At 68.0% G+C, this 21,037-nt stretch carries 17 protein-coding genes, 3 tRNA genes and 2 pseudogenes; 15 read left to right on the top strand and 7 right to left on the bottom strand.

Annotation, left to right across the window (positions count from 1 at the left end):
* The first annotated feature begins 230 nt into the window (after positions 1-230).
* The 11 genes and pseudogenes from E4A48_RS04380 to rnt all read left to right on the top strand — a co-directional run bounded on the left by E4A48_RS04380 (position 231) and on the right by rnt (position 11,046).
* Entirely contained in the window at positions 231-1,481 is a 1,251-nt protein-coding gene (locus E4A48_RS04380; protein WP_039005292.1) for an OprO/OprP family phosphate-selective porin, read from the top strand.
* 165 nt (positions 1,482-1,646) lie between these two features.
* Positions 1,647-2,666, top strand: coding sequence for a phosphate ABC transporter substrate-binding protein PstS (gene pstS, locus E4A48_RS04375; protein ID WP_058196673.1), 1,020 nt, complete (start codon positions 1,647-1,649; stop codon positions 2,664-2,666).
* A gap of 458 nt (positions 2,667-3,124) precedes the next feature.
* Positions 3,125-4,224: pseudogene (pstS, locus tag E4A48_RS04370) on the top strand (phosphate ABC transporter substrate-binding protein PstS).
* A 240-nt stretch (positions 4,225-4,464) separates the two neighbouring features.
* The gene (gene pstC, locus E4A48_RS04365; protein ID WP_039005295.1) at positions 4,465-5,439 is read left to right on the top strand and encodes a phosphate ABC transporter permease subunit PstC; all 975 of its coding nucleotides are present in this window, start codon (positions 4,465-4,467) and stop codon (positions 5,437-5,439) included.
* The gene (gene pstA / locus E4A48_RS04360; protein ID WP_039005296.1) at positions 5,439-6,305 is read left to right on the top strand and encodes a phosphate ABC transporter permease PstA; all 867 of its coding nucleotides are present in this window, start codon (positions 5,439-5,441) and stop codon (positions 6,303-6,305) included. The genes pstC and pstA overlap by 1 nt, the downstream gene beginning before the upstream one ends.
* Before the next feature lie 19 nt (positions 6,306-6,324).
* Positions 6,325-7,152 (top strand): phosphate ABC transporter ATP-binding protein PstB, encoded by an 828-nt coding sequence (gene pstB, locus E4A48_RS04355; protein ID WP_039008787.1) that lies wholly within the window; start codon positions 6,325-6,327, stop codon positions 7,150-7,152.
* Between the two features lie 71 nt (positions 7,153-7,223).
* Complete coding sequence (gene phoU, locus E4A48_RS04350; RefSeq protein WP_039005298.1) at positions 7,224-7,934, top strand: phosphate signaling complex protein PhoU; 711 nt, start codon at positions 7,224-7,226, stop codon at positions 7,932-7,934.
* 213 nt (positions 7,935-8,147) lie between these two features.
* Positions 8,148-8,510 (top strand): HvfA family oxazolone/thioamide-modified RiPP metallophore, encoded by a 363-nt coding sequence (locus E4A48_RS04345; RefSeq protein ID WP_039005299.1) that lies wholly within the window; start codon positions 8,148-8,150, stop codon positions 8,508-8,510.
* A complete protein-coding gene (locus tag E4A48_RS04340) occupies positions 8,497-9,372 on the top strand; it encodes an HvfB family MNIO-type RiPP peptide maturase (protein WP_058196674.1) in 876 nt (291 codons plus the stop codon). The genes E4A48_RS04345 and E4A48_RS04340 overlap by 14 nt, the downstream gene beginning before the upstream one ends.
* Positions 9,365-10,111, top strand: a complete 747-nt coding sequence (locus E4A48_RS04335; protein WP_039005301.1) for an HvfC family RiPP maturation protein — start codon at positions 9,365-9,367, stop codon at positions 10,109-10,111. The genes E4A48_RS04340 and E4A48_RS04335 overlap by 8 nt, the downstream gene beginning before the upstream one ends.
* 290 nt (positions 10,112-10,401) lie before the next feature.
* On the top strand, positions 10,402-11,046 hold the full coding sequence (rnt, locus tag E4A48_RS04330) for a ribonuclease T (RefSeq protein ID WP_039005302.1): 645 nt from the start codon (positions 10,402-10,404) through the stop codon (positions 11,044-11,046).
* A gap of 89 nt (positions 11,047-11,135) precedes the next feature.
* On the opposite strand, the gene rlmB is transcribed toward rnt, so the two are convergent.
* The 4 genes from rlmB to E4A48_RS04310 all read right to left on the bottom strand — a co-directional run bounded on the left by rlmB (position 11,136) and on the right by E4A48_RS04310 (position 15,235).
* Positions 11,136-11,882, bottom strand: coding sequence for a 23S rRNA (guanosine(2251)-2'-O)-methyltransferase RlmB (gene rlmB / locus E4A48_RS04325; RefSeq protein WP_003467227.1), 747 nt, complete (start codon positions 11,880-11,882; stop codon positions 11,136-11,138).
* Between the two features lie 84 nt (positions 11,883-11,966).
* Positions 11,967-12,437 carry a GFA family protein gene (locus tag E4A48_RS04320; protein ID WP_039005304.1) on the bottom strand — a complete coding sequence of 157 codons (471 nt, stop codon included), beginning with the start codon at positions 12,435-12,437 and terminating at the stop codon, positions 11,967-11,969.
* Between the two features lie 108 nt (positions 12,438-12,545).
* Entirely contained in the window at positions 12,546-15,011 is a 2,466-nt protein-coding gene (gene rnr / locus E4A48_RS04315; protein ID WP_260608061.1) for a ribonuclease R, read from the bottom strand.
* 137 nt (positions 15,012-15,148) lie between these two features.
* Positions 15,149-15,235: transfer RNA gene (locus E4A48_RS04310), tRNA-Leu, on the bottom strand.
* Positions 15,236-15,672: 437 nt separating this feature from the next.
* Between E4A48_RS04310 and E4A48_RS04305 the strand changes: the two genes are divergently transcribed.
* The 3 genes from E4A48_RS04305 (at position 15,673) to E4A48_RS04295 (ending at position 16,666) form a co-directional block, all read left to right on the top strand.
* A complete protein-coding gene (locus E4A48_RS04305) occupies positions 15,673-16,122 on the top strand; it encodes a VirK family protein (protein ID WP_142741941.1) in 450 nt (149 codons plus the stop codon).
* 114 nt (positions 16,123-16,236) lie between these two features.
* Positions 16,237-16,323, top strand: a tRNA-Leu gene (locus E4A48_RS04300).
* A 258-nt stretch (positions 16,324-16,581) separates the two neighbouring features.
* Positions 16,582-16,666, top strand: a tRNA-Leu gene (locus E4A48_RS04295).
* 255 nt (positions 16,667-16,921) lie between these two features.
* On the opposite strand, the gene E4A48_RS04290 is transcribed toward E4A48_RS04295, so the two are convergent.
* Positions 16,922-17,119: a hypothetical protein gene (locus E4A48_RS04290; RefSeq protein WP_039008789.1), complete on the bottom strand. Its 198-nt coding sequence runs from the start codon at positions 17,117-17,119 to the stop codon at positions 16,922-16,924.
* A 287-nt stretch (positions 17,120-17,406) separates the two neighbouring features.
* Between E4A48_RS04290 and E4A48_RS04285 the strand changes: the two genes are divergently transcribed.
* Entirely contained in the window at positions 17,407-17,751 is a 345-nt protein-coding gene (locus E4A48_RS04285; protein WP_039005308.1) for a helix-turn-helix domain-containing protein, read from the top strand.
* A 116-nt stretch (positions 17,752-17,867) separates the two neighbouring features.
* Here E4A48_RS04285 and E4A48_RS04280 read toward each other — a convergent pair.
* Both E4A48_RS04280 and E4A48_RS04275 read right to left on the bottom strand, forming a co-directional pair.
* Positions 17,868-19,237 (bottom strand): annotated as a pseudogene (locus E4A48_RS04280) (GDSL-type esterase/lipase family protein).
* A 214-nt stretch (positions 19,238-19,451) separates the two neighbouring features.
* On the bottom strand, positions 19,452-21,029 hold the full coding sequence (locus tag E4A48_RS04275) for a DHA2 family efflux MFS transporter permease subunit (protein ID WP_039005310.1): 1,578 nt from the start codon (positions 21,027-21,029) through the stop codon (positions 19,452-19,454).
* Between the last annotated feature and the right edge of the window lie 8 nt (positions 21,030-21,037).

Here is a 21,037-nt window from a genome sequence, read left to right as displayed (position 1 = left end):
TCGATGGTGCGATAGCGAGACGATACCCCGCTTTGTGATGGCCGTTGTTCGCGACAATCGCCATGCGCCGTTTCATCTGCGCGCCATCGAATCGCAACATGTGGCGCGTCCAATGGCGCAGACGACGCGATGGCGTGCATTGGCGTGCGCGGTCGATGTACGTCAAGTGTCACATTTACGCAATCTTTACATATTAGCCTGCGCGCATCTTCCAACCGCCCAGGCAACCCATGAAACTGTCTCGCACCCTCCTCTCGGCAGCCGTGCTCACCGCCGTGTTCGCGCCTGCCGCGCACGCAGAAATCGCCATCGACGTCATCGGCGGTTCGGAAGTCTCCTTCGAAGGCCTGGTCCAGGCCGACGGCAACTGGTACGACAACGACGTCCAGGATCTCAACGGCACCACCGGCAACAACGGCAAGAACGCCGAGTTCGGCATCCGCCGCGCCGAGCTGGTCGCCAAGGGCAAGGGGCCGGGCAACTACGAGTGGGTCCTGGGCTACGACGCCAGCGTCCTGCGCGAGTCGGCCAACAATGGCACCACCGTGCGCAGCACCGGCAAGTTCCTGGACAACAACATCAAGTACAAGTTCGGCGGCAACGCCAACAACTTCCTGCAGATCGGCCAGTACAAGCAGCCCAACAGCCTGGAAGAACTGTCCAGCACCAAGAACAACGACTTCATCTCCAAAGCCTCGGTCACCAACACCTACGCGGTGTCGCGTCGCCTCGGTGGCGCGGTCGGCTACGGCGACAATAACTGGAGCGTGGTCGGCAGCGTGTTCGGTCGCGAGCTGACCCGCAACATGGCGCACGGCAGCGGCTACGGCGCGCGCGGCACCTTCGCGCCGATCAACGCGTCGGGCAACATCCTGCACTTCGGCCTGAGCTACGTGAACTACGACACCGACGCCGACACGTTGCGCCTGCGCGCACGTCCGGACGCCGACCTGGCCTCGGTGCGTCTGGTCGACAGCGGCAACCTGACCAACAGCGACCGCATCGGCGTGATCGGCGGCGAAGCGATGTGGGTCAGCGGCCCGTTCAAGACCCAGGGCGAGTACTACAACGCCAAGGTCGAGCGCTATGGGTCCAGCGACAACTACAGCAGCGACGGCTGGTACCTGAGCGGCGTGTGGAACATCACCGGCGAGACCTGGGGCTACAAGGCCGGCGTGCCGACCACCCCGCTGCCGAACGAGCCGGCCAGCGGCATGTGGCAGCTGGGCCTGCGCTACGACAGCATCGATCTGAACGACGGCGACCTGGTCGCGCGTCCGGTCGGCGCACCACTGATCGACGGCGTACTCGGCGGCAAGATGAGCACCTGGACGGTCGGCGCCAACTGGTACTGGCGTTCCAACTTCAAGCTGGCGCTGAACTACGTGATGGTGGACAGCAGCAAGTACAGCAGCACCACCCGCGGCAACGTCAGCGACAAGCCGAACATCCTCGAAGCGCGCGCGCAGTTCTACTGGTAATCGCCGCGGCCCGATGCAATGCGCGGCGCAAGCCGTGCGCTGCAGCGGCGCCATGCTCCACCGCAGCGTCATGTTTCCGTCATGTACTAGCCCCGGCACCGTCATCGAACGGTTATGTAATGCCCGCATGCGGTGCCCCGCATCCCCCCTTCAGGAGCTTCCTCCGTGATCCTCTCGCTCAAATCCCGCGTCGCGGCTGCCGCCGTCGCCGCGTCGTTCGTGTTCGCCGCCAACGCCGCCGATGTCACCGGCGCGGGCGCCTCGTTCATCTATCCGGTCATGTCCAAGTGGTCGGCCGACTACAACACCGCCACCGGCAAGAAGGTCAACTATCAGTCGATCGGTTCCGGCGGCGGTATCGCCCAGATCAAGGCGGCCACGGTCGACTTCGGTTCGTCCGATGCGCCGCTCAAGCCGGACGAGCTGGCCGCGTCCGGCCTGGCCCAGTTCCCGTCGGTGATCGGCGGCGTGGTGCCGGTGGTCAACGTGCAAGGCATCGCCCCGGGCGCGCTGAAGCTGGACGGCAAGACCCTGGCCGACATCTTCCTGGGCAAGGTCAAGACCTGGAACGACCCGGCGATCGTCGCCCTGAACCCGGGCGCGAAGCTGCCCGACGCCAAGATCACCGTGGTGCACCGCTCCGACGGTTCGGGCACCAGCTTCAACTTCACCAACTACCTGTCCAAGGTCAACCCGGACTGGAAGAGCAAGGTCGGCGAAGGCACTGCGGTCCAGTGGCCAGTCGGCATCGGCGGCAAGGGCAACGAAGGCGTCGCCGCCTACGTCAAGCAGATCAAGGGCGGCATCGGCTACGTCGAGCTGTCGTATGCGCTGCAGAACAAGATGGCCTACACCGCGATGAAGAACGCCGCCGGCAAGTTCGTGCAGCCCAGCGACGAGAGCTTCGCCGCCGCTGCCGCCAGCGCCGACTGGGCCGACGCCAAGGACTTCTACCTGGTGATGACCAACGCCCCGGGCGAAGCTTCTTGGCCGATCACCGCGACCAACTTCATCCTGGTCCACAAACAGCCGAAGAACCAGGCCAGCGCCAAGGCCACCAAGGACTTCTTCAAGTGGGTCTACGCCAACGGCGACGCCCAGGCCAAGCAGTTGGACTACGTGCCGCTGCCGGACGCGCTGGTCAAGCAGATCGACGCTTACTGGAGTGCCAACCTGAAGTATTGATCGGCGTTCTCTCTGTCCGCCGATCGTTACCCGACGCGGCCCCCTCACGGGGGCCGCGTTTTTTATTCCTTCTCCCAGCGGGACCATGCCCCCTTTTCGGGGGAAGGTGCCCGCAGGGCGGATGAGGGTAGGCGGGAAGCGATGCCTGGTGAGGACGCGAAGCAGCCTGATACCGTAGGACATGCAGGAGCGCGAAGCGGTGCCGGATGTGGCAGACGTACAAGAGCCGCGCAGATACCCAGGACGCGAGCACCAGCGCAGCGATTCCACGCAACTGCGCGCGGCTTCGCCCTTCCCCTCACCCCCCGCCGCTCGCGCGCGGGAGAGCGGAGCGAAGCGGTTGTTTTCCTTGACCAATTTCACGCACGGGTAGCCGCGTCATGAGGCTGTAACAAAAACATCATTTCATAGCGAGCATCCGCCGGAGCTTCCGGCCCTCTTCGCTACGGAGTGACCCCATGAAACTGCAGCCGGCACGCTTTGCCGTTCTGTCCCTGGCCCTCGCCTTCGCCGTCACTGCCTGCCAGCCGGGCAATGGCGACAAGCCGCAGGGTGCCGCCGATGCGGCAGGTGGTGCGCCCGCAGCCGCTCCGGCCGATGGCGCCAAGACCGCCGCGGAGATCTCCGGCGCCGGCGCGTCCTTCATCTATCCGCTGGTGTCCAAGTGGTCGGCCGACTACCACACCGCCACCGGCAACAAGATCAACTACCAGTCGATCGGCTCCGGCGGCGGCATCGCCCAGATCAAGGCCGGCACGGTCGATTTCGGCTCCTCCGACAAGCCGCTGGACAGCACCGAGCTGGCAGCCGCCGGCCTCGGCCAGTTCCCCTCGGCGATTGGGGGGTTGTGCCGGTGGTCAACATGGACGGCATGGAAGCGGGCAAGCTGAAGCTCACCGGCGCGGTGCTGGCCGACATCTTCCTCGGCAAGGTCACCACCTGGAACGATCCGGCGATCGTCGCGCTGAACCCCGGCACCACCCTGCCCAGCACCAAGATCAACCTGGTGCACCGCTCCGACGGCTCGGGCACCAGCTTCAACTTCACCAACTACCTGTCCAAGGTCAGCCCGGAGTGGAAGAGCAAGGTCGGCGAAGGCACCTCGGTGCAGTGGCCGGGCGGCGTCGGCGGCAAGGGCAACGAAGGCGTGGCCTCGTACGTGCAGCAGATCAAGGGCTCGATCGGCTACGTCGAACTGGCCTACGCGCTGCAGAACAAGATGCCGTACGCCTCGCTGCAGAATGCGGCCGGCAACTGGGTGCAGCCCAACGCCGACAGCTTCGCCGCGGCGGCCGCGTCGGCCGACTGGGCCAACGCCAAGGACTTCAACCTGGTCATCACCAACGCCGCCGGCGCGCAGGCGTGGCCGATCACCGCCACCAACTTCATGCTGATGCACAAGCAGCCGAAGGATGCGGCGCGCAGCAAGGCGACCCTGGCGTTCTTCAAGTGGGCGTTCGAGAAGGGCCAGCCGCAGGCCAACGAACTGCACTACGTGCCGCTGCCGCCGGAATTGGTGCAGCAGATCGAGGCGTACTGGACCAAAGAGTTCAAGTAAGCGCAAGCGCGTTTCCGCCCTCGCCGGCGGAAGCAGGCGCGCGGACGCGGTACGCGCCGCGCGGGCGAATCGCGCCCGGCGCCGCTGCAGGCGGCAGCGGGCGCCAGATCGGCACCACGTATTCCGGACTTTCGGGTTCCCGCTTGCCCGGGAGCGACGCAGCCACCCACCGCGTGCGGCCACTCCCGCCGCGGCAACGACCGGACCGCGCCACCGCGCGCTCCGGCAAACACCGAGCCCATGAACGCCACTGTCATTCCCGAAGCGATATCGGCGCCCGGCGGACGCGACCTGCGCGACGCCCGTGCCGACCGTCTGTTCCGCTGGACGCTCACCGCCACCGTCGTCTTGGTTCTCATCGCCCTGGCCAGCGCGGCGCTGTCGATGCTGTGGGGCGGACGCCATGCGCTGCAGATGCAGGGCCTGAGCTTCTTCTACTCCAGCGAATGGAACCCGGTCGAGAACAAGTACGGCGCGCTGGCGCCGATCTACGGCACCCTGGTCACCGCGCTGATCGCGATGCTGATCGCGGTCCCGGTGAGCTACGGCATCGCGTTCTTCCTCACAGAAGTGTCGCCGCGCTGGCTGCGCGGCCCGATCGGCACCGCCATCGAGCTGCTGGCCGGCATCCCGTCGATCATCTACGGCATGTGGGGCCTGTTCGTGCTGGTACCGGTGATGACCGAATATGGCACCCCCTGGCTCAACGACCACCTCGGCACGCTGCCGGTGATCGGGCCGATGTTCCAGGGCCCGCCGTTGGGCATCGGCCTGCTCACCGCCGGCTTCGTGCTGGCGATCATGGTGATTCCGTTCATCTCCTCGGTGATGCGCGAAGTGTTCCTGACCGTGCCGACGCGCCTTAAGGAATCGGCCTACGCGCTGGGTTCGACCAAGTGGGAAGTGAGCTGGGACATCGTGCTGCCCTACACCCGTTCGGCGGTGATCGGCGGCATCTTCCTGGGCCTTGGCCGCGCGCTCGGCGAGACCATGGCGGTGGCGTTCGTGGTCGGAAATACGGTGCGGCTGTCACCGTCGCTGCTGGAACCGGGCACCACCATCGCCGCGCTGATCGCCAACGACTTCGGCGAGGCCACCGAAACCTATCGCTCGGCGCTGCTGCTGCTGGGCTTCGTGCTGTTCATCGTGACCTTCGTGGTGCTGGCGATCGCCCGCCTGATGCTGCAGCAGCTGTCGCGCCGGGAGGGCAACTGATGGCCGCCGACATCGCCGACCGCCTGTACAACCGCCGCCGCGTGGTCAACGTGTTCGCGCTGCTGCTGTCCTGCCTCACCGCGCTGTTCGGGCTGGCGTTCCTGGGCTGGATCCTGTGGACCCTGCTGTCCAAGGGCATCGCCGGCATCAACATCGACCTGTTCACCCGCATGACCCCGCCGCCGGGCGAAGAAGGCGGGCTGGCCAACGCATTCTTCGGCAGCGCGGTGATGTGCGGCCTGGCGCTGCTGATCGGCACCCCGCTGGGCGTGGCCGCCGGCACCTGGCTGGCCGAATACGGCAACGCGCGCAAAACCGGCCAGGTGGTGCGCTTCGTCAACGACATCCTGCTGTCGGCGCCGTCGATCGTGCTCGGCCTGTTCGTGTACACGCTGTACGTGATGCAGACCGGTGGGCGTTTCTCGGCGATGGCCGGCGCGCTGTCGCTGGCCTTCATCGTGCTGCCGGTGGTGGTGCGCACCACCGACGAAATGCTGCGCCTGGTGCCGTCGCAGATGCGCGAAGCGGCGCTGTCGCTCGGCATTCCGCAGTGGAAGGTAACGGTACAGGTGCTGTACCGCAGCGCCTCGGCCGGCATCGTCACCGGCGTGCTGCTGGCGCTGGCGCGGATCAGCGGCGAGACCGCGCCGCTGCTGTTCACCGCATTCGGCAACCAGTACTGGAACAACAACGTGATGCAGCCGATGGCGAGCGTGCCGGTAGTGATGAACTCCTTCGCCGGCAGCCCCTACCCGAGTTGGCAGCAGCTGGCCTGGTCCGGCGCGCTGGTACTCACCGTGTTCGTGCTGCTGGTCAGCCTCGGCGCGCGCGGCCTGCTGCGCCGCTACAAGACTTCCACCGATTGAGTCCCCTATGGAACCGGCCATGAACGATCAGCACAACACCGCACCGATGCACCGCATCGCCATGCCTGCCGGACACACCGCGCTGGCGCCATCGCCGGTCAAGGTGGCCGCACGCGGCCTGGACTTCTATTACGACAAGTACCACGCGCTGAAGGGCATCAACATCGAGGTGCCGGAAAAGCGCGTCACCGCGTTGATCGGCCCGTCCGGCTGCGGCAAGTCGACCCTGCTGCGCATCTTCAACCGCATCTATGCGCTGTATCCGAAGCTGGAGGCGCGCGGCGAGGTGCTGCTGGACGGTGAGAACATCCTGTCGCCGAAGTACCCGATGAACCGCCTGCGCAGCAAGGTCGGAATGGTGTTCCAGAAGCCGGTGCCGTTCCCGATGACCATCTTCGAGAACGTCGCCTACGGCATCCGCCACCACGAGAAGCTGTCCAAGGCGGACATGACCAATCGCGTCGAGCACGCGCTGCGCCAGGGCGCGCTGTGGGACGAGGTCAAGGACAAGCTCGGGCAGAGCGCGCTGGGCCTGTCCGGCGGCCAGCAGCAGCGCCTGTGCATCGCCCGCGCGGTGGCCTTGCGCCCGGACGTGCTGCTGCTCGACGAGCCGACCTCGGCGCTGGACCCGATCTCCACCAGCCGCATCGAGCAGCTGGTCGAAGAGTTGAAGACCGACTACACCATCGTTATCGTCACCCACAACATGCAGCAGGCCGCGCGCGTGTCCGACTACACCGCCTTCATGTACCTGGGCGACCTGATCGAACACGACCGCACCGAGATCATCTTCTCGCAGCCCAGCAAGCAGCAGACCGAAGACTACATCACCGGTCGCTTCGGCTGAGACGCTTCGATGCCAGTCCCGCGCCGCCAGGACGGCTGCGGCGACACTCACGAATCCATGGGACTTACGACATGAACACGCAGCCGAACGAGCACATCGTGAAGAGCTACGACGAAGAACAGCAGCGCCTTGTCGCCGAGATCGTACGCATGGGCGAGACCGCGGTGGCGCAGCTGGAAGCGGCCCTGGACGTGGTCGAGCGCCGCGACGACAACGCCGCACTGCGCATCGTCGTCAACGACGAGGCGATCGACGCGCTGGAGCATTCGATCAGCAGCGATGTGATGCGGCTGGCGCTGCGCGGACCGATGGCCCGCGACCTGCGCGAGATCCTCGCCGGCCTGCGCATCCCGGCCGACATCGAGCGCATCGGCGACTACGCCGCGAACGTGGCCAAGCGCTCGATCGCGCTGAACACTTCGCCGCCGATGCCGCAGACGCTGGGCCTGCGCCAGCTCGGCAAGCTGGCCGCGCAGCAGGTGCGCGAAGCGCTGACCGCTTACCGCAGCAACGACGCCGACGCGGCGCTGCGGGTGCGCCAGAGCGATGCACTGCTGGACGCGCAGTACACCGCGCTGTTCCGCGAACTGCTGACCTACATGATGGAAGACCCGCGCAACATCACCCCGTGCACGCACCTGCTGTTCATGGCCAAGAACCTGGAACGGATCGGCGACCACGCCACCAACATCGCCGAGAACGTGTGGTTCCTGGTACACGGCGACCAGCCGCTGCCGCCGCGCGACAAACGCGACGAGACCAGCACCACCTCCGGTATATGAGCGCCGGCTCACGCGGCATGGACACCTGATGGATGCGGTCGATCCGTGGCCACCCCCATCGACCGCGACGCACAGCTGGCCCCGCTTCGGCGGGGCCTTTTCGTAGACGACGGCGTAGCGCCGCATGCGGCCGTGTTCGCCAGCGGGTACGCTTGGCGAACACAGTCGGCGTGGCGACGCCGGCGCCCTGTTCCGCCTACCTGGAGAGTCCGCATGTCCATCCCATCGCGTTCGTCCACCGCTCTCGCCGGCGCCGTCCTGCTCGGCGGCCTGAGCCTGTCCGCCTCCGCACTGGCGATGACCGAACTGGCCCAGGGCTATGCGCTCGGCGCACAGGCCGCGGCGCCGCCGAGCGTCGACAAGGCAGCGAGCACGCTGCCGGCGCAGCCCAAGTCCAAATCAATGCCTGCCAATGCCGCAGGCGCCGGCAAGGCCACGGAGACCAGCGGCGCGGCGCATGCGCAGGACGCCGCGGCGGCCAAGCCGGACAAGTCAGCCGCCGCCGCAGCCAAGCACGACGACAAGGCGATGGCCGAAGGCAAGTGCGGCGAAGGCAAGTGCGGTGGCGGCAGCTGATGCCGCGCCGCGCGGGCAGGCCGCGGCGAGCGCCGGACTCGGCCTGCGCCGTGGCCTGCTGCCGGAGTTGCTGCAGGCAGCGCCGGCCGCGTTCGATTTCCTGGAGTGCGCGCCGGACAACTGGATCGGCGTCGGCGGCCGCCTCGGCGCGATGCTGGACACGCTGGCCGCGCGCCATCCACTGAGCTGCCATGGCCTGTCGCTGTCGCTGGGCGGCATGGCGCCGCTGGATGCGGTGCTGCTGCGGCAGACCCGGCAGTTCCTGGATCGGCACAAGGTCGCGCTGTACAGCGAACACCTCAGCTACAGCGCCGACGACGGCCAGCTCTACGAACTGCTGCCGCTGCCGTTCACCGACGAGGCGGTGCGCCACGTCGGCGCGCGCATCGCCCAGGCGCAGGACGCGCTGGGCCGGCGCATCGCGGTGGAGAACGTGTCCTACTACGCCGCACCCGGCCAGGCGCTGAGCGAAGCCGCGTTCGTCGCCGCGGTGCTGGCCGAAGCCGACTGCGACCTGCTGCTGGACGTCAACAACGTCTGCGTCAACGCCGCCAACCACGGTTACGACGCCCTCGCCTTCCTCGCCGCGATGCCGAGCGCGCGCATCGCCTCGTACCACATCGCCGGGCATCGCGACGACGCCCCCAGCGCGCTGAAGATCGACACCCATGGCGCGGCCGTGGCGGCCGAGGTGTGGGATCTGCTCGACGCCGCCTATCGCCTGCATGGCGTGCGCCCGACCCTGCTGGAGCGCGACAGCCACTTGCCGCCGCTATCCGACCTGCTGCACGAGGTCCAACGCATCCGCGAGGCGCAGGCGCGGGCCATGGCGACGCAGGCGGCACCGTTGGCGCATGGCTGAGTCGCTGCACGCGCAGCAGTTCGCGCTGGCCCTGCACCTGCGCGATCCGCAGCGGCATGCGCCGCCGGCGGACATCGAACCGCGGCGGCTGGCGGTATACCGCGCACTGTTCTTCGACAACATCGCGCACCTGCTCGCCGCGCATTTCCCGGTGCTGCGCACCACCCTCGACGCGGACGCATGGCAGGCCCTGCTGCACGCGTTCTGCGCCGAACACCGCGCCCGCACCCCCCTGTTCCCGCGCGTGGGCGGCGAGTTCGTGCGCTTCCTGCAGCAGCGCGCGGCGGATGCGCAACGGCCGTGGCTGGCGGAACTGGCGCACTACGAGACGGTCGAGCTGGAGGTGCAGATCGACGACGCGCCGCTGCCGCCGCACGACCCGCACGGCGACCTGCTCGCCGGCGTTCCGCAGCTCTCGCCCTGGCTGCGCCTGCTGCGCTATCGCTGGCCGGTGCAACGCATCGGCCCGGCCTGGCAACCGCGCGAGGCGCCGGCACAGCCGACCTGCCTGCTGGCGCGGCGCGATGCCGACGGCCAGGCGCGCTTCGCCGAACTGGCGCCGTTAGCCCATGCCGTGATCGAGCGGCTGCGCGACGGCGAGCACAGCGGGCGCGCCCTACTGCTGCGCCTGGCCGCCGAACACGGCCAGGACCCGGCTGTGCTGCTGCACGACGGCGCGGCGTTGCTTGAGCGCCTGCGCGAACAGGGCAGCGTGCTCGGCACCCGCCCGCCGGCCTGAGGCGCGTCGCGCGAGTGCCAAACCCATTGGCATTTCGGTTCGCCGCTGATGCCATGTGTGGGAGCGACTGCAGTCGCGACGGGCGTTACCGGTGATGCCTGTAGCGAGCGGCGTCGCGCGCAAACCACGGCGCCGACTGCAACTGGGCGAATGGACTGTCGCCCGGTCGATCTGCGGCAATCCGCGTTGCCGCCGTGCGGCGCCGCTGTTGCTTCGTCGATTTGCCTTCGCCGGGCTTGCGCAAGCGCCGCAGCGGCGGGCATTTAGCCGCGCTCTGCTACCCTTGGCGGATGAATGATCACGTCGATAACCCGTCCCAGCCCCTTGCGGCCACCCCGATGTCGCGGCGTTTCCGCGGCTATCTGCCGGTGGTGGTGGACGTGGAGACCGGCGGCTTCGACTGGAACCGGCATGCGCTGCTGGAGATCGCCGTGGTCCCGATCGAGATGGACGCTACCGGCCAGCTGTACCCCGGCACCACCGCCAGCGCGCATGTGGTGCCGGCGCCCGGCACCGCCATCGACCCCAAGTCGCTGGAAGTCACCGGCATCATCCTCGACCACCCGTTCCGCTTCGCCAAGCCCGAACGCGAAGCGCTGGACCACGTGTTCGCGCCGGTGCGCGCGGCGGTGAAGAAGTACGGCTGCCAGCGCGCGATCCTGGTCGGCCACAACGCCCACTTCGACCTGAACTTCCTCAACGCCACCGTGGCCCGCTGCGGCCACAAGCGCAACCCGTTCCACCCCTTCAGCGTGTTCGACACCGTGACCCTGGCCGGCATCGCCTACGGCCAGACCGTGCTGGCCCGCGCCGTGCAGGCCGCCGGTTTCGACTGGAACGCCGCCGATGCGCACAGCGCGGTCTACGACACCGAGCAGACCGCGCGCCTGTTCTGCAAGATCGCCAACGCCTGGCCGGCGCCGCAGATCGGCTGAGGGCGCCTCATGTGGCGACGGCGTAGCCATGATGCCGGCTGTTTGGGTTGGTTGCTCCGGAAATTAGAGCGAAGCAGAACGCATGCCCCTCAGCCCATGCGCTGGCGCACCGCCTCGAACAGGGTCACGCCGGTGGCCACCGACACGTTGAGGCTCTCGATGTCGCCCGGCATCGGGATCTTGACCAGGCCGTCGCAATGCTCGCGGGTGAGCCGACGTAGGCCGTCGGATTCGCCGCCCAGCACCAACGCCACGTTGCCGCGCAGGTCCTGCGCATACAGGGAGGTCTCGGCTTCGCCGACCAGGCCGTAGATCCACACGCCCTGCTTCTGCAGGTCGCGCAGGCAGCGCGCCAGGTTGGTCACCGCCACGATCGGGATACGGTCGGCGGCGCCGGCCGAGGTCTTGCGCACGGTGGCGTTGACCGGCGCCGACTTGTCCTTGGGGATCACCACCGCAGTGGCGCCAGCCGCCGCGGCACTGCGCAGGCAGGCGCCGAGGTTATGCGGATCCTGCACGCCGTCGAGCACCAGCAGCAGCGCGCGACCTTCGGCGGCGGCGACCAGGCCTTCTAGTTCGTTCTCGCCCCAGGTGCGCGCCGCCGCGTAGCGCGCAGCCACGCCCTGGTGGCGCACCGAGCCGCCGACGCCGTCCAGCGCCTGGGTATTGACCCGCCGCACCTCGATGCCTTTGCGCCGCGCGTTCTCCTCGATCTCCACCAGCCGCGGGTTCTTGCTGCCCGCCTCGATCAGCACTTCGCGCACGTTGTCGGCATCGTTCTCGATCGACGAGGCCACGGCGTTGACGCCGACGATCCACTGGTTCTGCTTGCTCATGAGGCGGGGGCTGCGAGATAAGGAAAGCGGGAATGGTAGGCGTTGCCAGCGCTCGCGTCACATCGCCGGCGCAACAGGACCGGCTCAGGCCGGCCAGCGCTCGGTATCGTGGTCCGGATGCTGGCGCGAGACCAGTTGCGCCAGGAACGGCGCCGCGTCCAGATCGGCCTCGGTGCGGATCGCCGGTAACCGGTGCAGGCCGTCCACGAACGGCAGCCTGGCTTCCAGCCCGTACTGGATCCGCGGCGGCAGCGCCGCCGGGTCGTCGAACGCCCCGGCGGCCACAGCGACGCCGTCCGGCGCCTCGTAGGTCAGCGGCGTGCCGCAGTCGGCGCAGAAGCCGCGCCGCACCAGATTGGATGATTGGAAATACTTCAGCGCCCCGCGCGTCCACAGCAGTTGCGCACCGCGCGTGGACACCAGCGGCGCGTAATAGGCGCCGAACGCCTTCTGGCACATCCGGCAATGGCAGATCGAGGCGTCGTCGAGCCGCCCGCGCACGCGGAAACGCACCGCGCCGCACTGGCAACCGCCGCTGTGGTGGTCATGCTCCATGTCGGCTCTCCGCTGCGAACCGCAGTGCGCGGGCCGCGCCCCGTGCGCTGCGCGCAGGGTGCGAACGATCGCGGCGGCCCCCAGGCGGCCCGCCGCGACGCCGCACCGTCAGTACTTCTTTTTCTTGCGCTTGGCCGGCTGCTGCCCACGTTCCGGCGGCGGCGGCATATCGGTCATCGGCTCGCCTTCCACCACCAGGCGGAAGTCGATCTTGCGCTCTTCCATGCTGGCCTTGAGCACCAGGATGCGGACCCGGTCGCCGAGCCGGAACTGCATGCCGCGGCGCTCGCCGGACAGGGTCTTACGCACCGCGTCGAACTGGTAATAGTCCTGCGGCAGCTGGGTCACGTGGATCAGGCCATTGACCTTGGACTGGTCCAGCTCTACGAACAGGCCGAAGCTGGTGACACCGCTGACCACGCCGTCGAACTGGCCGCCGACATGCTTTTCCATCCACGCCGCGCGGTAGCGCTCGTCGACCTCGCGCTCGGCCTCGTCGGCACGGCGTTCGCGCTCGGAGCATTGCAGCGCCAGCGCCGCCATCTCGCGCGGCGAATACAGGTACTTGTCCGGCGCGCCGCGGGTCAGCGCGTACTTGATCGCGCGGTGCACCAGCAGGTCAGGATAGCGGCGGATCGGCGAGGTGAAGTGCGCGTACGCCTCCAGCGCCAGGCCGAAGTGGCCGGCGTTGTCCGGCGAATACACCGCCATGCTCTGGCTGCGCAGCAGCACCGACTCCAGCAACGCCGCGTCCGGGCGCTCGCGCACCTTCTTCAGCAGCTTGGTGTAGTCGCCCGGCACCACCTTGCTCCACGGCGGCAGGCTCAACTTGAATTCCTTCAGGAACTCCAGCAGGTCGGCGTACTTGGACTCCGGCGGCCGCTCGTGCACGCGGTACGGCGCCGGAATGCGCGCCTCCAGCAGGTGGCGCGCCGCGGCCACGTTGGCGGCGATCATGCATTCCTCGATCAGCTTGTGCGCGTCGTTGCGCACCAGCATGCCGGCCTGGGTCACCTCGCCGGTGTTGTCGAGCACGAAACGCACTTCCGAGGTCTCGAACTCGATCGCGCCGCGGCGCGAGCGCGTCTTGGCCAGCACCTGGAACAGCTGGTACAGGCGCTCGATCTGCGGCAGCACCGCGGCCACCTCCTTGCGCACCTGCTCGTCCTTCTCGCCCACCGCCTGCCACACCTGGTCGTAGGTGAGCCGCGCGTGCGAATTCATCACCGCCTCGTAGAAGCGCGCGCCGGCCACCTCGCCCTGGCGATCGATCTGCATGTCGCAGACGAAGCACATGCGGTCGACCTTGGGATTGAGCGAGCAGATGCCGTTGGACAGCGTCTCCGGCAGCATCGGCACCACGAAGCCGGGGAAGTACACCGAGGTCGCGCGGCGGATCGCTTCCACGTCCAGCGGCGTGCCCGGGCGCACGTAATGCGAAACGTCGGCGATAGCGACCACCAGGCGGAAGCCGTCCGCGTTCGGTTCGCAGAACACCGCGTCGTCGAAGTCCTTGGCGTCGGCGCCGTCGATGGTCACCAGCGGCGTCTGCCGCAGGTCCACGCGCCCCTTGATCGCCGCCGGCTCCACCGTCAGCGGCACCGCCGCGGCTTCGTCGAGCACCGCCTGCGGGAATTCGTAGGGCAGCTCGCGGCCATGGATCGCGGTTTCCACCACCAGCGACGGGGTCAGCTTGTCGCCGAGCACCGCGATGATCTTGCCGATCGGCGGGCGCCGTCCGTCCGGGGTGGAGGTCAGTTCGCACACCACCAGCTGGCCGTCGCGCGCCTCGCCAATCGCATCGGTCGGGATCTGGATGTTGCGCTGGATGCGCTTGTCGTCCGGCACCACATAGGCGATGCCGCCCTCCATGCTGAAGCGGCCGATCAGCCGGCTCAGGCCGCGCTCGAGCACGCGCGCGATGCTGCCTTCGCGGCGGCCGCGGCGGTCGATGCCGGTAACGTTGGCCAGCGCGCGGTCGCCATGCAACACCTTGCGCATTTCGTAGGGCGGCAGGAACAGGTCGTCACCGCCCTCGTCCGGACGCAGGAAGCCGAAGCCGTCGGGATTGGCGATCACCACGCCGGGGATCAGGTTGGTCTGCTGCACCGGCGCGTAGCCGCCGCGGCGGTTCTGCACCAGCTGCGCCTCGCGCAGCATCGCACCCAGGCGCTTGCTCAACGCCTCCATGCGCGAAGGTTCGGTCAGGCCGAGTTGCCCGGCCAGCTCTTCCAGCGTCTGCGGGCCGTCGCAGCGGTCCAGCAACTGCAGGATCGCCTCGCGGCTGGCGATCGGCTCGGCATAGCGCTCGGCCTCGCGGGCGGCGAACGGGTCGGCCACCGCAGCAGCCGGCTTCTTGCGCGAGGACGCTGCGGCCACCGGCTCGGGCGCAGGCAGCGGCTGCAACGGCGGCTTGGGGCTGCGCCGCAGGAAACTGGGGAGGCTGGGCATCCACGACGGCATCTTGGATTTCTTCGGCGGAGGCGGAGCCACCGGGGCGTCGGCCTTGCTGGCGGGCATGTCGTGGGATGCGGATTTGCCGGGCTTGCCGGACTTGGTTTTTCGATTGGTCATCCGCCCATGGTACTCGCTGGGCCGTCAACACAGGCAACCTGGCGAGCGCAAGGTGCGGCGGGCGGTTCCCAGAAACGACGAGGCCCGCGTCAGCGGGCCGGTCGTTGCGGGAGTTCAGCGCTCCCGCGTCTTGCATATGGTGCCCAGAAGAGGACTCGAACCTCCACGAAGTTGCCCCCGCTAGCACCTGAAGCTAGTGCGTCTACCAATTCCGCCATCTGGGCGCTGAAGGCCGCGAATTCTGCGGGTAGCGCGCGCCCTTGTCAATGCCTCCAGACAACGCGGCGTCCGGCGGCGCACGCGCCGCCCGGCAAAGCGCGCATTCCGCGGCGCGCAGATCGCTGGCACGCCAGCCAAGGCGACGCGCCTGCTGCTGCATGGCTCGGCCACGGCGCAACCTGCAACGCATCGCGATGCCGGATCGCGAGTTGACACCCCTGGCGGATCGATCTGCGCAGGCGCTGCAGATTCGACAAAAAACCGCATCTTTTATGTGAATCCGGACACGACGCGCAAACTACACCAGAGCGAGCGGAACTGATTCGAACAAATGCTGTGACGCAGCCTGGAAAACGCGATTTTGTCGGTTGACCGCGCAACGCAAAGGACTAGCGTGCGTGCGGCGAACCGCCCCTCTTTCTCCCACGCTCCGGAGCTCCGCATGAAGTCCCTGCCCCTGTCGCTGCTCGCCGCCTCGCTGCTCGCCGCCACGCCGCTCGCCTTCGCCCATCCTGCCGGCGCCGCCACGCCACTGGATTCGCTCGCCGAGATCGAACGCGCGCTGGACAGCGGCGCCTCGGTCGCGGTCGCGATCGACCTGAGCCAGTGCACGCCCACTACCGGCGGCGCCACGCCGACCCAGACCCGCGGCGGCCTGCGCATCGGTGCCTACCGGGTGATTGCCGACGGCACCCTGTCCTTCGCCGACGAGCACCTCACCGTGGGCCGCGACGGCAAGCCGATCCAGCAGTTCCTGCGCTACCAGGTGCACCCGGACAGCAGCGTCGACTTCAGCATGGCCGTGTTCGCCCTGCCCGGCTACCAGCAGAACGGCACCACGCTCGGCTACCGCTGCGCGATCAACCAGGGCCTGCACTTTACCGCCAGCTGATGCGCCGGCGGGCGGTGCCTGCGCTGTAGCCACGACGCACGCGCCGCCGAAGCGCGCATGCAACACGCCGCTTGACAGCGGCACGCGCAACCGACAGAATTCTCGGACTGTATCGCCCAGGTGGCGGAATTGGTAGACGCACTAGCTTCAGGTGCTAGCGGGGGCAACTTCGTGGAGGTTCGAGTCCTCTCCTGGGCACCAGATACAGCAAGCAGAAAAAAACCCGCTTCGGCGGGATTTTTTTTGCCTGGCGTTTTTGCGGGAAAGAAATCGATGCCGATGTTGTGCAGGCAATGCCTGCCACGCAACCCGCCGCAATCCTCGCTGGTTCGCCCCCTCGACAACACTCGCCGCAACCGGCAGACCAACGCTGCCTGGGCGCCGGGAACAGCCGCCCCAGCCGCACAAAAGCACGCTTGACAGCATCTTGCGGCGCCAGCAGAATTTCGCGCCTGCATTGCCCAGGTGGCGGAATTGGTAGACGCACTAGTTTCAGGTACTAGCGGGTAAAACCGTGGAGGTTCGAGTCCTCTCCTGGGCACCACACACATCCGCCGCTAAGAACTTCCCGCGCAAGCCTGTAGCGCCACTAGCAAACCCGCGAAAGCGGATTTTTCGTTTTCGGCGGCAGCCTATGTCTGAAGGACGTGCGCATCGATCGCGTTACCGCAGGGAGCCGTGCTGCAGCTTCGCCGCAAGCGCTGCGCGCGGCCATGTGGCGAAAATCACTGCGCTGCAGCCGTGCCGCAGAAGGACCGCATAGCGCATGCCCTCGTACGCGCTTCCCGCGTTCGCTCACCTAGCGATCCGGCGGCCGGAACGCGCCGATGTCCACGCGCACGCCGTCCACCCACACCGCCACCATGTACGCCCGATAGCCCGGATTGTGGCGCTCGGCGGCGCGCGCGGCCAGATACGCATTGGCGGCGTGGACCAGCACGTACAGCGTCGGCTCCAGCTGCGCCACGCGCCTGAGTTTCACTTCGTAGGTGGCCATGCCCCACCCTGTGCTGCAGCCGTGCAGCGATCGCCAGCCACCGCTGCGGCCGCCAGGCGCAATGGCGCTGCGCTGCACTGCGCCGTCGCGGCGACGGCGATGAAAACTGGGCCAAACACCATGCACTCCTCGGTCGTCCTTGTCCGGCGTGCGTGTCCTCACGTGTCGACGTGGCCCGCACCGCCAAAGTATCGAATCTCAGAACACCTAGAGTCAAGCATTACTGTACGACAAGGTTACGGATGCTCCATATCTTGGTAGGCCCTGTATCTGCAAGGCCCATCGCGATGAAAAGCTTCGGCGACCGATTGCGCGAGGCCAGGAAAGCCGCCGGGCTCACCCAGGAACAATTGGGTTTCGCGCTGGGCGTGACCAAGTCGTCGGTATCGGCATGGGAGAACGATCGCGAAACCCCCAGCTTCCGCCTGCTGCCCAACCTGCGCGGCACGCTCAAGCGCTCGCTGGACGAGCTGATCTGCGGCCAGGGCAGCGCACGCCTGCAGGACATGCCGGCCGATTACGCACTGCAGGCGCACGACACCCACGAACAGGCGCTGCTGACCCGTTACCGCAACCTGCCGGCGCGACGCCGCGAAGCGGTGCTGGAACTGCTCAAGCCGGACAAGGGCTGAGCGCGCTGCCGCCCCCTCTCCCCTATAGGAGCAGCTTCAGCCGCGACCTTGCGTTACCGGCGAGATCCTGTCGCGGCTGAAGCCACTCCTACAGGGCCAGCTTGGCCAGGCCGGTTTCAACCGCCAACGCCGATCTCGCGCAGCGCGTCGCCCCAGATCCGGTAGCCGTCCTCGCTGGGATGGGTACTGTCGGGCATCAGCGCCTGCGGCAGGCCGCCGTCGGGCTGCAGGAAGCGCGCGCCGATGTCCAGCCAGCGCACCGCAGGATCGTGGCCGAAGCGCGCGGCCAGCAGGCGGTTGGTCTGCACGATCGGCGCGCGCAGCGGCGCGTCGGCGGCAGCTTCCTGCGGCGTGCTGGCGCGGGCGTGCTCGGTGCCGCTGAGATTGTTGGTGCCGATATTGATCACCACCCAGCGCGGCGCCAATCCATCCACTTCGCCCTGGCGCAGCCGCCACAGCACGTTCTGGGTGCGGTCCCAGCCGAACCCCAGGTTCAGCACCTTGCGCGCGCCGAAGGGACGCTGCCAGGCCTGCGCGCCGCCGATCCGGGTGGCCTGCGGCGGCCCGCCCCAGAAGTGGGTGATCAAATCGCCGAGCATCACCACCTCCGGCTGCACGCGCCGCGTCCAGCGCCGCGTGGTGGCGCGCGTACCAGTCGTAGGAATCCTGCTCCAGCCACGGCACCGGAATCAGCGCGGGATTGACTGCGGTCATCGCCGCCAGCGGTACCCGCGGCGGCTCGCCGAGCAGGCGCGCCAGGGTCGGCTCGATCGCCTCGGCCATGCGCCGCTGGCCGCGCGTGTCCGGATGCAGGGCGTTGCCGGGGGAGGCAGCCGCGGGTCGTAGAACAGGCTCTGGTCGAGCGCGCCGTCCTTGCGGAAGACCGCGCCGATGTCGAGGTAGGCGACACGCGGATTGTCGCCGTAGCGCACCGCCAGCGCGTGATTGACCTCGGCGTCGCGCGCGTTCTTCTGCGCCGAGCCTGCGCCGAGCCTGCGCTGGGCAGCAGCCCGAGCAGCAGGATGCGCGTGGTCGGCAGGCGTTGTTCCAGGGTCGCCACCACCGCGTCGATGCCGAGCACGGTGTCGGCGGCGCTGTGCTGCTCGTACCCGGTGTTGTTGCTGCCGAACAGCAGCACCGCCACCTTGGGCTGCAGGCCGTCCACCTCACCGCGCTGCAGGCGCCAGAGCACATGCTCGGTGGCATCGCCGCTGAACCCCAGGTTGAGCGCGCCGCGGCTGCCGTAGAAGGTCTGCCAGGTCGGCTGGAAATCCTGGTCCGGCGCGTTCGCCTTGTCGTAGTTGTGGGTGATCGAGTCGCCGATCAGCAGCAGCGGCGTGTCCGCATGCGCGCGCGCCTGCGCCAGCACCTGCTGGTGGCGCTGCGCCCACCAAGCTTCGTGCAGGCGATCGGTTGGGGTGGTCGCGGCCACGCCCGCGTCGGCCTGCGCCGCAGCGCTGGCGAGGGCGCCCAGGCACAGCAGCAGCAGCGCCGCAAGCGGCCAGGCGCGTGCAGCAGCGCGGCGCGGCCGCGAGCGGTCCGAGCGAGCGCACAAGGCACGCAGAAGACGCTACATGTCCGAACCTGCCAATGGCTGCGAGGAAGCCGCATTCTGGTCCGCCGCGCGCTGCGGCGGCAAGCGTGGCGCACAAACGAAACCCCGCATCAGGCGGGGTTTCATCGTTGCCGGCGGCCCGGACTCAGTGCCCGGCGGCGGCAGCCGCGCCGCCGCCGCCCGCGAACGGCGGCTTGGCCAGCCACAGGAAGAAGATGATCGCCAGGAAGGTCCAGCCCAGCAGGTAGAAGATGTCGTTGAAGCCCATCTGCGAGGCCTGGTGGTTGATGGTGTTGTTGAGGAAGGCCGCTCCGGTCTGCAGGTCGCCCCGCCCCATCGCCTGCACCTGCTCCTGCATGCCCGGCGTATAGGCCGAGATATGCTCGGTGAGGTGCGCGTGGTGCAGCTGCGTGCGCTTGACCCACAGGTAGGTGGTCAGCGAGGCGGCGAAGCTGCCGCCCAGCGTGCGCAGGAACGTGGCCAGGCCGGAACCGGCCGCGATCTCGCGCCCGTCCAGGTCCGACAGCAGGATCTGCAGCACCGGCATGAAGAACAGCGCCACGCCCACGCCCATCAGCAACTGCACCCCGGCCACGTGGGCGAAATCGACCCGCAGGCTGAAGTCCGAGCGCATGAAGCTGGTCACCGCCATGAAGATGAAGGCGATGCTGGCGAGCATGCGCAGGTCGAAGCGCGAGGCGTACTTGCCGACGAACGGGGTCATCAGCACCGGCAGGATGCCGATCGGCGCGGTGGCCAGGCCGGCCCAGATCGCGGTATAGCCCATGTCGCGCTGCAGCCACTGCGGGATCAGCAGCGACACGCTGAAGAACGCGGCGTAAGCCACGATCAGCGCCAGCGTGCCGGCGCGGAAGTTGCGGTGGCGGAACAGGCGCAGGTTGACGATCGGATCCTTTTCGGTCAGTTCCCAGATCAGGAACACCGCCAGCGCTACCGCCGAGATCGCGGCCAGCACCACGATCTTGTTCGAACTGAACCAGTCCTCGTCGTTGCCCAGGTCAAGCACCAGCTGCAGGCAGCCGACGCCGATGATCAGGGTGATCAGGCCGACGTAGTCCATGCGCGGGCGCTCGGTCGGTTCCGGACGCTCGCGCAGCTGCGAGCCGACCACGATCGCGGCGATGATGCCCAGCGGCACATTGATCAGGAAGATCCATTCCCAGCTGTAGTTGTCGGTGATCCAGCCGCCCAGGATCGGGCCGGCGATCGGCGCGACCACGGTGATCATCGCCAGCAGCGCCAGGGCCTGGCCGCGTTTCTCGCGCGGGTAGATCGACACCAGCAGGCTCTGCGTGATCGGGTACATCGGCCCGCACACGAAGCCCTGGACCGCGCGCGATACCACCAGCATGCCCATGCTCTGCGCCAGGCCGCACAACAGCGAGGCGATGGTGAACGCCAGCGTGGCCCACACGAACAGCTTGGTCTCGCCGAAGCGACGGCTCAGGAAGCCGGTCAGCGGCAGCGCGATCGCGTTGCTGACCGCGAACGAGGTGATGACCCAGGTCGCCTGCTGCGAACTGGCGCCGAGGTTGCCGGCGATGGTCGGCAGCGAGACGTTGGCGATGGTGGTGTCGAGCACCTGCATGAACGAGGCCATCGCCAGGCCCACCGTGCACAACGCCACGCTGGGCGGGCGGAACGCGGCGGCCGGTGCGCCTGGAAGGCCGGGCGCGGCAGGAGTGGCAGCTTGGTTGGACATGGCCGGAC

It is taken from the genome of Xanthomonas translucens pv. cerealis (genome assembly GCF_006838285.1).
Taxonomy (GTDB): Bacteria; Pseudomonadota; Gammaproteobacteria; order Xanthomonadales; family Xanthomonadaceae; genus Xanthomonas_A; species Xanthomonas_A cerealis.
The sequence above is the reverse complement of the archived record's forward strand: the minus strand, read 5'-3'. Positions and strand labels throughout refer to the sequence as shown.